The sequence below is a fragment of the uncultured Dokdonia sp. genome, assembly GCF_947496725.1.
Lineage (GTDB): Bacteria > Bacteroidota > Bacteroidia > Flavobacteriales > Flavobacteriaceae > Dokdonia.
In genome coordinates this window covers 262,601-276,586 of record NZ_CANMDS010000004.1, presented here as the reverse complement: position 1 = coordinate 276,586, position 13,986 = coordinate 262,601, and the positions used below count along the sequence as shown (strand labels likewise).

15 protein-coding genes and 3 tRNA genes are annotated in these 13,986 nt (G+C 37.2%); 16 read left to right on the top strand and 2 right to left on the bottom strand.

Annotated features, from left to right (window positions below):
* Position 1: 1 nt before the first annotated feature.
* From pyrE to xylA, 7 genes are all read left to right on the top strand, one after another.
* Positions 2 to 640, top strand: coding sequence for an orotate phosphoribosyltransferase (pyrE, locus tag Q0948_RS10690; protein WP_035327849.1), 639 nt, complete (start codon positions 2 to 4; stop codon positions 638 to 640).
* Positions 641 to 663: 23 nt separating this feature from the next.
* The gene (locus Q0948_RS10685; protein ID WP_038599884.1) at positions 664 to 1,056 is read left to right on the top strand and encodes an orotate phosphoribosyltransferase; all 393 of its coding nucleotides are present in this window, start codon (positions 664 to 666) and stop codon (positions 1,054 to 1,056) included.
* Positions 1,057 to 1,168: 112 nt separating this feature from the next.
* Positions 1,169 to 2,014: a transketolase gene (locus tag Q0948_RS10680; protein ID WP_298352189.1), complete on the top strand. Its 846-nt coding sequence runs from the start codon at positions 1,169 to 1,171 to the stop codon at positions 2,012 to 2,014.
* 47 nt (positions 2,015 to 2,061) lie between these two features.
* A complete protein-coding gene (locus Q0948_RS10675) occupies positions 2,062 to 3,015 on the top strand; it encodes a transketolase C-terminal domain-containing protein (RefSeq protein WP_298352186.1) in 954 nt (317 codons plus the stop codon).
* 98 nt (positions 3,016 to 3,113) lie between these two features.
* On the top strand, positions 3,114 to 3,743 hold the full coding sequence (locus tag Q0948_RS10670) for an outer membrane beta-barrel protein (RefSeq protein ID WP_298352182.1): 630 nt from the start codon (positions 3,114 to 3,116) through the stop codon (positions 3,741 to 3,743).
* Between the two features lie 150 nt (positions 3,744 to 3,893).
* Positions 3,894 to 5,378: an FGGY family carbohydrate kinase gene (locus Q0948_RS10665; RefSeq protein ID WP_298352179.1), complete on the top strand. Its 1,485-nt coding sequence runs from the start codon at positions 3,894 to 3,896 to the stop codon at positions 5,376 to 5,378.
* A 3-nt stretch (positions 5,379 to 5,381) separates the two neighbouring features.
* Complete coding sequence (gene xylA / locus Q0948_RS10660; RefSeq protein WP_298352176.1) at positions 5,382 to 6,692, top strand: xylose isomerase; 1,311 nt, start codon at positions 5,382 to 5,384, stop codon at positions 6,690 to 6,692.
* A gap of 73 nt (positions 6,693 to 6,765) precedes the next feature.
* Here xylA and Q0948_RS10655 read toward each other — a convergent pair whose 3' ends face one another.
* The gene (locus Q0948_RS10655; protein WP_298352174.1) at positions 6,766 to 7,833 is read right to left on the bottom strand and encodes a hypothetical protein; all 1,068 of its coding nucleotides are present in this window, start codon (positions 7,831 to 7,833) and stop codon (positions 6,766 to 6,768) included.
* Between the two features lie 89 nt (positions 7,834 to 7,922).
* Here Q0948_RS10655 and Q0948_RS10650 point away from each other — a divergent pair, with 89 nt between their 5' ends.
* Positions 7,923 to 8,318 (top strand): RNA-binding S4 domain-containing protein, encoded by a 396-nt coding sequence (locus tag Q0948_RS10650; protein ID WP_298352171.1) that lies wholly within the window; start codon positions 7,923 to 7,925, stop codon positions 8,316 to 8,318.
* A 41-nt stretch (positions 8,319 to 8,359) separates the two neighbouring features.
* Positions 8,360 to 8,863: a phosphoribosyltransferase family protein gene (locus Q0948_RS10645; protein WP_298352168.1), complete on the top strand. Its 504-nt coding sequence runs from the start codon at positions 8,360 to 8,362 to the stop codon at positions 8,861 to 8,863.
* Here Q0948_RS10645 and Q0948_RS10640 read toward each other — a convergent pair.
* Positions 8,855 to 9,376 (bottom strand): shikimate kinase, encoded by a 522-nt coding sequence (locus tag Q0948_RS10640; RefSeq protein ID WP_298352165.1) that lies wholly within the window; start codon positions 9,374 to 9,376, stop codon positions 8,855 to 8,857. The genes Q0948_RS10645 and Q0948_RS10640 overlap by 9 nt on opposite strands.
* A 120-nt stretch (positions 9,377 to 9,496) precedes the next feature.
* Here Q0948_RS10640 and Q0948_RS10635 point away from each other — a divergent pair.
* The 7 genes from Q0948_RS10635 (at position 9,497) to Q0948_RS10605 (ending at position 13,934) form a co-directional block, all read left to right on the top strand.
* A tRNA-Lys gene (locus Q0948_RS10635) sits at positions 9,497 to 9,569 on the top strand.
* A 138-nt stretch (positions 9,570 to 9,707) separates the two neighbouring features.
* A tRNA-Lys gene (locus Q0948_RS10630) sits at positions 9,708 to 9,780 on the top strand.
* Positions 9,781 to 9,924: 144 nt separating this feature from the next.
* A tRNA-Leu gene (locus Q0948_RS10625) sits at positions 9,925 to 10,007 on the top strand.
* Between the two features lie 220 nt (positions 10,008 to 10,227).
* Positions 10,228 to 11,157 (top strand): MerR family transcriptional regulator, encoded by a 930-nt coding sequence (locus Q0948_RS10620; RefSeq protein ID WP_298352162.1) that lies wholly within the window; start codon positions 10,228 to 10,230, stop codon positions 11,155 to 11,157.
* Positions 11,150 to 12,610 (top strand): oleate hydratase, encoded by a 1,461-nt coding sequence (locus tag Q0948_RS10615; RefSeq protein ID WP_298352159.1) that lies wholly within the window; start codon positions 11,150 to 11,152, stop codon positions 12,608 to 12,610. The genes Q0948_RS10620 and Q0948_RS10615 overlap by 8 nt, the downstream gene beginning before the upstream one ends.
* The gene (locus Q0948_RS10610) at positions 12,610 to 13,449 is read left to right on the top strand and encodes a phytoene/squalene synthase family protein (protein WP_035336076.1); all 840 of its coding nucleotides are present in this window, start codon (positions 12,610 to 12,612) and stop codon (positions 13,447 to 13,449) included. The genes Q0948_RS10615 and Q0948_RS10610 overlap by 1 nt, the downstream gene beginning before the upstream one ends.
* Positions 13,450 to 13,466: 17 nt before the next feature.
* Positions 13,467 to 13,934 carry a sterol desaturase family protein gene (locus Q0948_RS10605; protein ID WP_035327817.1) on the top strand — a complete coding sequence of 156 codons (468 nt, stop codon included), beginning with the start codon at positions 13,467 to 13,469 and terminating at the stop codon, positions 13,932 to 13,934.
* The last annotated feature ends 52 nt before the right edge of the window (positions 13,935 to 13,986 follow it).

The window sequence follows — 13,986 nt, the reverse complement described above, 5'->3', positions numbered from 1 at the left end:
TATGATTTTAGACAAAGAAACGGCAAAAAAAACTGCCGAATTGCTTTTGCAAATTAATGCAATAAAACTACAACCGCAAACTCCTTTTACGTGGGCTTCTGGTTGGAAATCTCCCATTTATTGCGATAACCGTATCACACTGTCGTACCCAGCAATACGTAACTACATACATCAAGAGATGGCAAAACAAGTAGAGTCTATCTACGGTAAGCCAGATGCGATAGTAGGCGTTGCTACGGGAGCGATAGGTATTGGTATGCTTGTTGCAGATTATCTTAATGTACCTTTTGCTTATGTACGCCCTGAACCAAAAAAGCACGGACGTAAAAATCAAATAGAAGGTCACCTAGAGCCTAACAGTAATGTAGTCGTGATAGAAGATCTTATAAGCACTGGTAAGAGTAGCCTTATGGCAGTAGAAGCTCTTAAAAATTCTGATATGAATGTAAAAGGGATGCTAGCCATCTTTACTTATGGGTTTGACACAGCTGCTACAAATTTTGAAGAAGCTGGCGTAGCACTTAATACATTAAGTGATTACTCGCACCTATTATTACAAGCTCGCGATACAAACTTCATAACAGAAGCGCAGCAAGAAACCTTAGAAAACTGGCGTAAAGACCCAGCAAACTGGGGATAATTATACAAATTAAAAAAAGCTAAATGAACTTAGAGAGCCCAGTAAAAACTTTAGATAAATCTCAAGAAGAGGTGTACAACTTCTTGATGAACATTGAGAATTTTGAAAAATTAATGCCAGAAAACACCAAATTTGAAAAAATAAGCGATACCCGTTTCTTATTTGGTCTTAAAGGAATGCCAGAGATTGTATTAGATCTTAAAGAAGGTATACCACACAGTAAAGTAGTACTAGGAGCTGCAAGTGACAAAATTCCTTTTGAGCTCACTGCAGATATTAAAGAACTAGAAGCCTCAAAAACAGAAGTGCAACTCCTTTTTCAAGGTGAGTTTAATGCAATGATGGCAATGATGGTAAAAGGACCTATCACAAAATTTATAGGTACACTTTCAGAAAATATGGATGTTATTGCATAAAGCAGTTTAAATTCAATATTTCGTAAAAATCAAAGAAGTCCTACAATCTTGAGCAATCTAGATGGTAGGACTTTTTTATATGCTTATTTTTACGTGATAAAATTTACCCAAAATGGCAGATATTAATAAGCTAGAAGCATTTGTAACACAAGTGCGCAGAGACATTGTACGACAAGTACACAAAGTAAGTTCAGGTCACCCTGGAGGATCCTTAGGATGTGCAGAATTTATTTCGGTTCTCTATCAAGAACTAATGGAACGTAAAGAAGGATTTGATATGGATGGTATAGGAGAAGATCTCTTCTTCTTATCTAATGGTCACATCTCTCCAGTTTTTTATAGCGTACTAGCTCGTTCTGGATATTTTCCGGTAGAAGAACTTAACACTTTTAGATTGCTAGACTCTCGTCTACAAGGTCACCCTACTACACACGAAGGGCTACCTGGTATACGTATAGCCTCTGGATCTTTAGGTCAAGGACTAAGCGTTGCCGTAGGTGCCGCTCAAGCAAAAAAACTCAATAACGATAACCATACCATCTATGCACTTATGGGTGATGGTGAGTTACAAGAAGGACAAAACTGGGAAGCCATTATGTATGCCTCTGCAAAAAAGGTGGACAACCTTATTGCAACTGTAGACCTCAATGGCCAGCAAATAGACGGTAGTACAGATCACGTATTAAATATGGGAAGTGTACGCGCAAAGTTTGAAGCCTTTGGGTGGATTGTTTTAGATATAGAAAAAGGAAATGACATTAAGGCCATTGTATCGGGAATGAACAAGGCAAAAGCCGCGTCTGGTCAAGGTAAACCTGTCTGTGTGTTATTACACACAGTTATGGGTAACGGTGTAGACTTTATGATGGGCACTCACGCTTGGCACGGTAAAGCTCCTAATGATGAGCAACTCGCTAGTGCACTAGAGCAAAATCCAGAAACACTAGGCGATTACTAAACCTTTTCTTATTACGCTTTCGCGAAAGCGTACCAAAAACTTTTACAATGAAAACATACGAAAATACAGGCAGTAAAGACACAAGATCAGGTTTTGGCGCAGGAATGACAGAACTAGGTAGAACAAACCTAAATGTGGTTTCTCTTTGTGCAGACCTTATAGGATCTTTAAAAATCCAAACCTTCATAGATGAAAATCCTGAGCGCTTCTTTCAGATAGGAATCGCAGAGGCAAATATGATGGGTATCGCCGCAGGCCTTACCATAGGAGGTAAAATACCTTTTACAGGTACTTTTGCAAACTTCTCTACAGGTCGCGTTTATGACCAGATAAGACAGTCTATAGCCTACTCTGGTAAAAATGTAAAGATTTGTGCATCTCACGCGGGTCTTACCCTAGGTGAAGATGGTGCAACACACCAAATACTTGAAGACATAGGTCTTATGAAAATGTTACCAGGTATGACAGTAATAAACACCTGTGACTATAACCAGACCAAAGCCGCTACAATAGCCCTTGCAGACCACGTAGGTCCGGTTTATTTACGTTTTGGCCGTCCGGTAGTACCTAATTTTACTCCAGCAGATCAAACATTTGAAATAGGTAAAGCCGTACAATTACAAGAAGGTAATGATGTGACAATTGTTGCAACTGGTCACCTAGTATGGGAAGCGCTAGAGGCTTGCAAAGTCCTTAACGAGAAAGGAATCACGGCAGATGTAATAAACATACACACCATAAAACCGCTTGATGCAGAGGCAATCATTAAGTCTGTAAAAAAGACTGGATGTGTCGTGACTGCAGAGGAGCATAACTTTCTAGGAGGTCTAGGTGAGAGTGTTGCTAGAGAGCTATCACTTACGCATCCAGTACCACAAGAGTATGTCGCTACAGAAGACACCTTTGGCGAGAGTGGAACTCCAGCACAACTTATGGAGAAATATGGTCTTAATGCAAACGCGATTGTTAAGAAAGTAGAAAAAGTGATTTCAAGAAAATAATAACGTATACCATACGTTTTTGATATATAACATAGGCAGTATGATTGTAACATACTGCCTTTTTATTTGTCTTTACATTAATCGATAAAATTTCAATTATGAGAAAAATCATTGTCGCCGTACTACTTTTATCAGGTATTACAGCATTAAGCCAGAGTACTGGCTTTGGTATTAAAGGAGGATTTAATTATGGGTCTGTAGGTGACTTAGAATTTACGTCTGAGTTTGCAAATGGCACTTTTAGCAAAGAAAACAAAACCGGTTTTCACGCTGGTGTTTTTTACAAGGCAAAGTTTGCTGGGCTCATTATACAACCAGAGCTGTTATATACAAAGCTCAATACAGAATACACAAACGACGGAATATCGTCAGACTCGTATGATTATGAACTTTCAAAAATAGACATTCCGCTTCTCGTAGGATTTGATATTATAGGCCCACTTAACATCAAGGCGGGACCGTCATTTCAATACATCCTTGAAAATGGATTTGAAGAGGGAGATATAGATTTTGAAAATCCAGAAAATTCATTTACTGTAGGATATCAACTAGGTGTAGGTGTAACACTGGGCCAGCTAGGTATAGATGTAAGATATGAAGGTGCCTTTACAGATAATACGATTATCACTGAGTCACAAGTTGAAGATAACAGTGTAGGTTTTCAAGTAGATGCAAGGCCTTCACAATGGATTTTAAGTCTCTCATACGCCTTTGATAAAAAGAATTAAAACACGTTTCATAAACTGTTATAAAACACCTCATCTGGGGTGTTTTTTTATGTTCTTTTTCGAAAACGTTATAGTTAATACTAATTTACAACCCTATGAGCAATGACAAATTATCGTTACATTACTATCGCATAATCAAACATAGATACATTGTACTCAATAGGATACGACTTAGGAAGCTCCTCTATAAAAGTAGCACTTATAGATAGCGCTACAGGAAAAAGTATAAAGACAGTCCAAGAGCCGGCTCAAGAGATGGAAATACTTGCGCTCCATAGTGACTGGGCAGAACAAAGTCCAGAGACTTGGTGGAAACACATTTGCAAAGCCACACGAGATATCATAAAAGATACTGGGGTGGATAAAAATCTTATCACCGCTATAGGTATCTCTTACCAAATGCACGGTCTTGTTCTTATAGATAAAAAAGGCAAAACCCTACGCAATGCAATTATATGGTGTGATAGTAGAGCTGTTGACCTAGGAAAAGAAGCATATGAAAAGTTAGGACACGACTGGTGCGCAACTCACCTACTTAATTCTCCAGGCAACTTTACCGCCTCAAAATTAAACTGGGTAAAAAACAATGAGCCTGAAATCTATAAACAAGCTTATAAATTACTCTTACCAGGAGATTACATTGCGTATAAGCTCACAGGGCAATATGCTACGACTATAAACGGACTTACCGAAGGGACTTTATGGGATTATTCTTCAAATAGCGTTGCTACAGGGCTTCTAGATCATTATAATCTCGACCACTCATTAATTCCAGTAATCACTCAAAATTTTACAAATCAAGGAAATATAACAAAAGATGCAGCTATAGAGACTGGCCTCACTACAAATGCAACAGTTAGATATAGATCTGGAGATCAACCTAACAATGCGTTATCTCTCAACATCTTAAAACCAGGTGAGGTTGCGGCTACTGCTGGCACCTCTGGAGTGATTTATGCAGTGACAGACCAAAAGCACTTTAAAGAAATAAGTAAAGTAAATCAATTTGCACACGTAAACTACACACGAGAAAATGCCACAGTAGGAAGATTATTAAATATAAATGGATGTGGTATACAATACAGATGGCTCAAAAATACATTTAACGAAGTTTCATATAATGATATGAATACTCAGGCCGCCACAGCACCTATAGGCTCAGACGGCCTTGTGGCATTACCCTTTGGCAATGGAGCAGAACGTATGCTAGACAATAAAAATATAGGTACTCAATTTTTAGATATTAACCTTAACATACACGGCAAAAGTCATATGTATCGTGCAGCACTTGAGGGAATTGCCTTTTCTTTTGTTTACGGTATGGAAATTCTTAAAAATGACCAGACTCAAGTAACAGTAATAAGAGCAGGTAATGACAATCTTTTTAGATCAGAAATATTTGCAACAACTGTCGCTACACTTATAGGTCAAGAAATTGAAATATATGACACAACAGGGGCTGTAGGGGCAGCGAGAGCTACCTTAATAATCGATAATAATTTTACACCATTTAGTAAGGCAATAAAGGGGAATGATCACATTAAAACCATAAGACCCATTAAAGATAATAAAGCATACAAAAAGGCCTATTTAAACTGGAAAAAGAAACTCTTAGATACAATTAACACATTATAGCATATGGCAACTTATTTTAAAGGAATAGATAGTATTAATTATGAAGGCAAAACTTCTGACAACCCTCTGGCATTTAAATATTACAACCCAGATCAGGTAGTCGCTGGAAAGACAATGCGTGAGCACTTTAAGTTTGCTATTGCCTACTGGCACTCTTTCTGTGGGCAAGGTTCAGATCCGTTTGGTCCAGGCACTCAGAGTTTTAAGTGGGATGAACCTTCTGATGTAATGGAGGCAGCTTATGCAAAGGCAGACGCGGCGTTTGAATTTATTGAAAAAATGGGGTTTGACTACTATTGTTTTCACGATTATGACTTAGTACAAGAGGGCTCAAATTTTTCTGAGTCTGAAAGACGATTATCTCAAATTGTAGATTATATAAAAGACAAACAAGCCTCTACCGGCATAAAACTCCTGTGGGGCACAGCAAACTGCTTTTCAAACCCGAGGTATATGAACGGTGCTGCTAGTAATCCAGACTTTAAGGTACTAGCAAGAGCAGGAGGTCAAGTAAAGCTAGCTCTAGATGCTACTATAGCATTAAATGGTGAGAATTATGTCTTCTGGGGTGGTCGCGAGGGATATATGTCACTCCTCAACACAGATATGGGTAGAGAGCTAGATCATCTGGGACAATTTTTTTCAATGGCACGGGATTATGCAAGGTCACAAGGTTTTAAAGGCAACTTCTTTATTGAGCCTAAACCTATGGAGCCTATGAAACATCAATACGATTTTGATGCTGCCACAGCCATAGGATTTTTAAAGGAATATGGCCTAGAGAAAGATTTTAAAATGAATATAGAGGTAAACCACGCAACCCTGGCACAGCACACTTTTCAACACGAACTTGCTGTCTCTGCAAAGGCTGGTATGCTAGGCAGTATAGACGCAAATCGTGGTGATTATCAAAACGGTTGGGACACAGACCAGTTTCCAAACAACATCCAAGAAACCACAGAAGCTATGCTAGTTTTCTTACAGGCAGGCGGTTTGCAAGGGGGTGGCGTAAACTTTGATGCAAAAATCAGAAGAAACTCTACAGATATGGAAGACATTTTCTATGCGCATATAGGCGGCGCAGACACTTTTGCAAGAGCACTTCTTACGGCAGATAAAATTTTGACATCATCTCCATACAAAAAGATGGTACAAGAGAGGTACGCATCTTTCGACACAAAACAAGGAGCCAACTTTGAACAAGGCAAATTAAATCTACAAGATCTCTATACCATTGCCACAGAGCAAGGAGAAATAACTCCCACTAGTGGCAAGCAAGAACTATTTGAAAATATTGTAAATCAATTTATATAGTAACTAAAAAACCCACATTGTGATGTACAATGTGGGTTTTTATTACGCTTTCGCGAAAGCGGTATACCGTCTACTAGCTATCTGAGTCTAGATAATCTGGTGTACCGTCTCCATCTGTATCTGTGTAAGTGATTTCACCCGTAAGAGTATTTACAATAATTTCATCTATTGTAGGTCTTCCATCGCCATCATCATCTGTGTCTAAGTGATCATTTATACCATCTCCGTCTGTATCAAGCAGACTTACAAAATTTCCGTCTTCATCTGTAACAGTTTCTAGTTTGGTAAGGATACCATCATTATCATCATTTGGATCTCTAAAGGCTGGTACAGCATCTCCATCTGGATTATCTGCTTCGTCAAAAAGGAAACCGTTATTATCTATATCTTCATTGATAGTGATAATACCATCACCATCGTGATCTGTAATTACCACATCAAAAACAGAAAAAGTAAACACTATAGATCCGTATAAGCTAATATCTGCTGGAGGCTGGTTAAAATAAGCAAGACCTGAAGGTACAAATACAGCACCTACTCCATAATCTTGGTTGAAAGAAGTAGTACCATCTGGCTCTACTGTAAAGCCTGAAGCTCCTCCAAAACCTACATTATTATCTTCTGAAACTGTACTTAATAAATTTACAGAAGTTCCTAACCCGTTTGCAAAACCGTCTATGGTAGTAGGAAGGTTAAGCCAGATAGGGTTAACAGTAGCGTCAAAAGTTTCTCCGTAAAGATTGAATCCCTCATATGCTAGTAAGGTTGAGTCTGTAAAAGTTGCTACAGGCTCTACTCCACTACCCTCTCTTACTTGTAAGATATATAGTGAGTTATCTGTATCAAATCTATTATACTGCTTTTTCTTAAGCTCTGGTCTGTTTATTAATGGTGTTTTATCACTATTATCACCAGCTATAGTGTCAAAAACTATTTTATAATCAAAATCTGCAGGTGGATTTTCAAACTCTTCATAATTATAGAAGTGTGTAGAAAGATACTCTACTAGCAACTCATCATCTTCTACAGACTGCTCTCCACGGTCTCTTACAGGAACCTCTATAAGGTCGTCATCATTGTTAGGACAAGCTACACAAACTAGTAAAACCAGTATTAAACCAAGGTAATTTCTTAATTTCATCAATATTATTTTAAGGAGCGCAAGATACAATTTTGATGTATTTTTGCGCATTACTTTACAGTTATTAACGCTGTTTTAAGCCTTTTTATATGCGAGTAGACAAATATTTATGGTGTGTGCGTTACTTTAAGACGCGATCTATAGCCACGGCTGCCTGTAAAAAAGGGCAGGTAAAAATGAATGGAGCTTCTGTAAAACCATCGCGAGATGTGTACCCTACAGACACTATCTCTGTACGTAAAAATCAAGTTACCTATATTCTTGAAGTTTTAGATTTACCAGAGAGTAGATTAGGCGCAAAACTTGTGGGGATGTATGTTCAAGATAAAACACCGAAGGAAAATCTCGAAAAACTCGAGTTACTCAAATACTCAAAAGATTATTACCGCAAGAAAGGTTCTGGAAGACCTACTAAAAAAGATCGTAGAGATATAGACGAGATTTACAATAATGACTCCTTTTTTACTAGCGAAGAAGAGGAATAAGCAGTTTATTAAATATCTTTATACACCAAGCAATTTCGGCTATGAAAGTTAAGTTAGAAAAAATTTTAGATCACACAGCAATACAACATAAAATAAAACGCATTGCGTTTCAGATTTATGAGAGTAATGCAAATGAAGAAGAGATCATTCTTGCTGGTATTGCAAATAATGGTTACAAATTTGCAGAACGCCTTGCAGATGTGCTTTCTGAGATTTCTCCTATAAAGACTACACTTTGTAAAGTGACTATGGATAAGAAAAATCCTTTAGGCACTGTAGAAACCAGTATGTCACCAGAAGAATACAAGGATAAATCTGTGATACTTATAGATGACGTACTTAATTCTGGAACAACACTCGTTTATGGTGTAAAACACTTCCTTAACGTACCACTTAAAAGGTTTAAAACCGCCGTACTTGTAAATAGAAACCATAAAAAGTATCCCGTTAAGGCAGACTTTAAAGGGATTTCATTAAGTACTTCTCTCAATGAGTCTGTAAAAGTTACTTTTAGAAAAGGTAATGATACTGCTGTATTAGAGTAAGGAGTTCTTTATACTATCTACAACTTCTTGAGGATTTTGATCTTCTATTTTTAGAACTATATCAGACTGGTTATAATAAAACCCTCTTTCAAAAAGGTGCTTTCTAACATAGTCTTCTAGATTTTCATAAGATTGCATATTAGCGATAAGAGGGCGCTCTTCTTTTGCAGACCATAAACGTTGAGCAAGCGTTTTAAAGTGCCAATTGAGATATACAGTTTGCGCATCACTATCCTTTAACACCTGGAGATTTGTGCCATAACAAGGGGTACCTCCTCCTAATGCAACTATAATTTGATCAGAATCTTCCTCTAAAAGTTGTTTTAAATAAAGAGATTCTGCTTTTCTAAAGTAAATTTCACCTTTACTTTTAAAAATTTGAGATATACTCATCCCCTCTTTTTCAGAAATATAGGTATCAAAGTCTATAAATTTATAAGAAAGTACTTCTGCAAGTAGTGGTCCTATGGTAGATTTTCCTGATCCCATATAACCTACTAAATAGATTTTCATAAGCGAACTTGTTGAGAAACAAAAGTATATATTAATCTAAAAAAAAGATTGAAAATTTTATTTAAAACTCTTGGAAATAAGAATTAATTAAGTGTATATTTGCACCCGCATTAAGGCAATGACCTGGTAGCTCAGTTGGTAGAGCATCTCCCTTTTAAGGAGAGGGTCCTGGGTTCGAGCCCCAGCCAGGTCACTTTGTAAGTGTAAACCTCCTTCTAACGATGGAGGTTTTTTTTATGACTAACCTCAAAAAAAACGTTCTCAAAAATAATTGCATAATAAGTATTAAATCTCAAAAGAAGATTTTATATTTGCACCCCGTTAAAATGACGACCTGGTAGCTCAGTTGGTAGAGCATCTCCCTTTTAAGGAGAGGGTCCTGGGTTCGAGCCCCAGCCAGGTCACTTTATACGTGCAAACCTCTATCTAGCGATAGAGGTTTTTTTATATAACAGTTTTATCCTTCTTCAAAATATCTCTGGATTAACACACAAGTTTGATAAGAAGATTTTATATTTGCACCCGCATTGATAAAATGCCGCTTTTCTACCCGGGTGCTGAAATTGGTAGACAGGCACGGTTGAGGGCCGTGTGCACTAGTTGCGTGTGGGTTCAAGTCCCATCCCGGGTACAATACAAGAGTTAATCATATGATTAACTCTTTTTTTTTGAAAAAACATTTTCGCCGTCCCTTTTCTTAAAATACACGACTAGTGAGTTATTAAACCACAAGACTTGCGTGCTATAAAATCTAGCTTATAGAGGTATATTTAATATTTTGTTTAAAACTTAACACTATTTGATTAAACAAAATAAGTAAATTCGCTACTTTTACAGTAAATAAGGGTTTTATGAAAAATGCCGTAAAGACAAAATTTAGCATTAAAGACTTAGAAAGCTTAAGTGGTATTAAAGCACATACCATACGTATCTGGGAGAAAAGATACGGTCTTCTAGAGCCACAGCGCACCTCTACAAACATTAGAACGTATGCTTTAAGTGATTTACAAAAATTACTTAATGTCGTATTTCTAACAGAGAACAAATACAAGATTTCTAAGATAGCAAAACACTCTACAAAGGAGATTGCTGCGCTAGTAGCAAAACTTGTAACAGAAACGAGTGCCTCAAATGAAAATCACGCTATCAATTCTTTTAAGATTGCGATGATGAATTTTGATCAAAACTTATTTCACAAGACATATAACGCTCTTAATGAAGATAAGCCATTTGTCACCATTTTTTATGAGACGTTTATACCTTTACTACAAGAGATAGGGTTATTATGGCAAACGGATACCATAAACCCATCTCACGAGCATTTTATTTTTAACCTTATTAAGCAAAAGATTCTTATAAATATTGAGAAGACACAAATTAATGTGCCGCCTCTCAAGGATAAAACATTTGCACTTTTCTTACCAGAAAACGAGATACACGAGTTAGGCCTACTCTTTTTAAATTATGAACTTGTTGCAAATGGCTACAAGGTGATTTATTTAGGGCAGAGCATAATGTTATCAAACTTAAAGTACCTCTCTTCAAATCATCCTAACCTCTCGTTTGCAACTTACTTTACTGTACAACCGCTAGCCGAAGATATACCAGCGTATTTTAATGAGTTTAATGAGCTTTTTGGTAACCAAAAATTAGATTTATATGTTTTAGGAGCTATGACTAGTAAAATAGACGAGCTTAGTCTTCCTAAAAATGTGCATATAATGATGAGTATAAGAGAATTTGTAAATGTTATAAAAAACAAGTCTGCTACGTATGCCTAAAAAGATTGTGATTATAGGATCTGGATTTTCATCCCTATCTGCTGCGTGTTATCTTGCTCAAGCTGGTAACGAGGTGCACCTTTATGAAAAAAATCAAACCCTAGGTGGTCGTGCCAGACAACTCAAAGAAGAGGGCTTTACATTTGATATGGGCCCTAGCTGGTACTGGATGCCAGATATCTTTGAAAAGTTTTTTGGAGATTTTAATAAAAAAGTGTCAGACTTTTACCAGTTAGAAAAGCTGGACCCTGCTTATTACGTTTGGTTTAAAGATGAAGTTGTAACCATAGGTGATACGCTAGATAAAATAGCTACAGAGTTTGAGCGTATAGAGCCAGGAAGCTCGCCTCAACTCAAAAAGTTTATAAAAAATGCTGGAGTCAACTATGACATTGCTATTAACGATGTAGTAAACAAGCCAGGACTTTCTCCTTTTGAACTTGTAACTCCAGAAACAGCGGTACGCGTAAATCAGTTTTTTAAGACTATAAGTGATGACGTGCGCAAGGCTTTTAAAAATGAAAAGCTGGTTTCTATTTTAGAATTTCCAGTATTATTTCTCGGAGCTAAACCTAATAATACACCTGCATTCTATCGTTTTATGAACTATGCAGATTTTGGCTTAGGGACTTGGCATCCTAAAGGTGGTATGCACGAGGTCATCAAAGGGATGATTAAGCTGGCACACTCACTAGGAGTAAAAACTCATACAAGCGCTGGTGCCAGTAAAATTCTGGTAGATCAAGGAAAAGTACAAGGAATTATAGTAAATGGGGAAACCATTACTGCAGATTATGTCGTAAGTGGAGCAGACTATCATCACAGTGAGACTTTGCTAGACCCATCATATAGACAATACACAGAGAAGTACTGGGACAGCCGTGTATTTGCACCGTCATCACTACTCTTTTATGTAGGTTTTGATAAAAAGTTTGATAATGTAGCTCATCACAACTTGTTCTTTGATACAGATTTTGACCAGCACGCAAGAACCATTTATGACGACCTTGCTTGGCCAGAAGAGCCTTTATTTTATGCAAATTTCCCATCGGTATCAGATGAGACAATGGCGCCAGAAGGTAAAGAAAATGGGTTTTTCTTAATCCCTATAGCTCCTGGAGTAGAAGATACGCAGGCACTACGTGATCAATATTTTGATATTATAATGGAAAGACTAGAGCATTTATCTGGTCAAAATTTTAGAAATCATATTATCTTTAAGAAGTCTTTTTGTGTAGATGACTTTGTAAATGAGTATAACAGTTATAAAGGAAATGCCTACGGAATGGCAAATACTTTAAAGCAAACAGCTTTTCTTAGACCTAATTTAAGAAGTAAGAAAGTTAAAAATTTGTATTTTACTGGACAGTTAACGGTTCCAGGACCTGGCGTACCTCCAGCCCTCATATCTGGTAAGCTTGTATCACAATTAATAAGCAAATCAATTAAATAATGAAATCTCTATTTGACACCGTATCGAGAAGCTGTGCAAAGGTTGTAACTCAATCATATAGCACCTCATTTGCAAGCGCGACTAAAATGCTTGCACCCTGTATACGTCAGGACATTTATAACATTTATGGTTTTGTAAGATTTGCAGATGAGATTGTAGATTCTTTTCACGACTATGACAAGCCTACACTATTCAAACGTTTTGAAGAAGATCTTGAGCACGCGCTTACTGATAAAATAAGCCTCAACCCTATTCTCAACGCCTTTCAAGAGACCGTGCATAAATATGATATAGACCCTGCTCATATCGCATCGTTTATGAAAAGTATGCGCCTAGATCTCACAAAACTAGATTATCTCACAGATGCAGAGTACAAGGAATACATTTACGGAAGCGCAGATGTAGTAGGCCTTATGTGTCTTACCGTTTTTGTGAAAGGAGATAAAGAAAAATACGAAAGTCTTAAAGACAGTGCGATGAGCTTAGGCTCTGCCTTTCAAAAAGTAAACTTTTTACGTGACCTCAAGGCAGATTTTGAAGGACTAAGTCGCACCTACTTTCCTAATACAAATCTTGTAAATCTTGATGAAGCCTCTAAGCAGCGTATTATCGAAGAGATAGAAGAAGACTTTGCAAAAGGACTAGCCGGTATAAACAGACTGCCTATAGAAGCAAAGTTTGGTGTGTACACCGCTTTCCGTTATTATAGAAAATTACTCACAAAACTTAAACGCGTTCCCTCTGCCGAAATTAGGAACACAAGAGTGCGCGTACCAGACTACGTAAAGGCAAGTCTTCTTGCACGTAGCTATGTAAAATATCGTTTAAACCTTATTTAAAAGAATCCCCTATACAAATGCAAACATTACTTTGGATCTTCGTTTTTGTTATGACTTTTGTCATTATGGAATTTCTAGCCTGGGCAACACATAAATATGTAATGCACGGCTTTTTATGGTCTTTACACCAAGACCACCACCATAAAAAACACAACTCTTGGTGGGAAAAAAATGACCTCTTCTTTATTTTTTATGCACTAGTTTCAATAGGCTGTTTCCTATTGTGGCAGTACGAAGGCGTATGGATAGGTTTACCTATAGGCTTAGGTATTTTTGCCTATGGTCTTGCCTACTTTGGCGTGCACGACATCTTTATCCATCAGCGATTTAAATTGTTTCGTAATGCAAATGGATGGTACGGTAAAGCATTAAGAAGAGCACATAAAATGCACCACAAACACCTAGGTAAAGATGATGGAGAATCTTTCGGGATGCTATTTCCTCCAGTAAAATATTTTAAGCAAGCGAGAGCAAGCAAGAGATAATATAAAGACCACTGTAAAAGGTGGTTTTTTTTTACGCTTTCGCGAAAGCGTA

What these genes read in the sequence shown, in the direction of transcription:
- Q0948_RS10675 (WP_298352186.1), top strand. Translation starts at nt 2,062, where the DNA reads ATGAAAACATACGAAAATACAGGCAGTAAAGACACAAGATCAGGTTTT.
- Q0948_RS10640 (WP_298352165.1), bottom strand. Translation starts at nt 9,376, where the DNA reads ATGAAAATCTATTTAGTAGGTTATATGGGATCAGGAAAATCTACCATA.
- Q0948_RS10685 (WP_038599884.1), top strand. Translation starts at nt 664, where the DNA reads ATGAACTTAGAGAGCCCAGTAAAAACTTTAGATAAATCTCAAGAAGAG.
- Q0948_RS10605 (WP_035327817.1), top strand. Translation starts at nt 13,467, where the DNA reads ATGCAAACATTACTTTGGATCTTCGTTTTTGTTATGACTTTTGTCATT.
- Q0948_RS10645 (WP_298352168.1), top strand. Translation starts at nt 8,360, where the DNA reads ATGAAAGTTAAGTTAGAAAAAATTTTAGATCACACAGCAATACAACAT.
- Q0948_RS10655 (WP_298352174.1), bottom strand. Translation starts at nt 7,833, where the DNA reads ATGAAATTAAGAAATTACCTTGGTTTAATACTGGTTTTACTAGTTTGT.
- Q0948_RS10650 (WP_298352171.1), top strand. Translation starts at nt 7,923, where the DNA reads ATGCGAGTAGACAAATATTTATGGTGTGTGCGTTACTTTAAGACGCGA.
- Q0948_RS10615 (WP_298352159.1), top strand. Translation starts at nt 11,150, where the DNA reads ATGCCTAAAAAGATTGTGATTATAGGATCTGGATTTTCATCCCTATCT.
- Q0948_RS10670 (WP_298352182.1), top strand. Translation starts at nt 3,114, where the DNA reads ATGAGAAAAATCATTGTCGCCGTACTACTTTTATCAGGTATTACAGCA.
- xylA (WP_298352176.1), top strand. Translation starts at nt 5,382, where the DNA reads ATGGCAACTTATTTTAAAGGAATAGATAGTATTAATTATGAAGGCAAA.
- Q0948_RS10680 (WP_298352189.1), top strand. Translation starts at nt 1,169, where the DNA reads ATGGCAGATATTAATAAGCTAGAAGCATTTGTAACACAAGTGCGCAGA.
- Q0948_RS10610 (WP_035336076.1), top strand. Translation starts at nt 12,610, where the DNA reads ATGAAATCTCTATTTGACACCGTATCGAGAAGCTGTGCAAAGGTTGTA.
- pyrE (WP_035327849.1), top strand. Translation starts at nt 2, where the DNA reads ATGATTTTAGACAAAGAAACGGCAAAAAAAACTGCCGAATTGCTTTTG.
- Q0948_RS10620 (WP_298352162.1), top strand. Translation starts at nt 10,228, where the DNA reads ATGAAAAATGCCGTAAAGACAAAATTTAGCATTAAAGACTTAGAAAGC.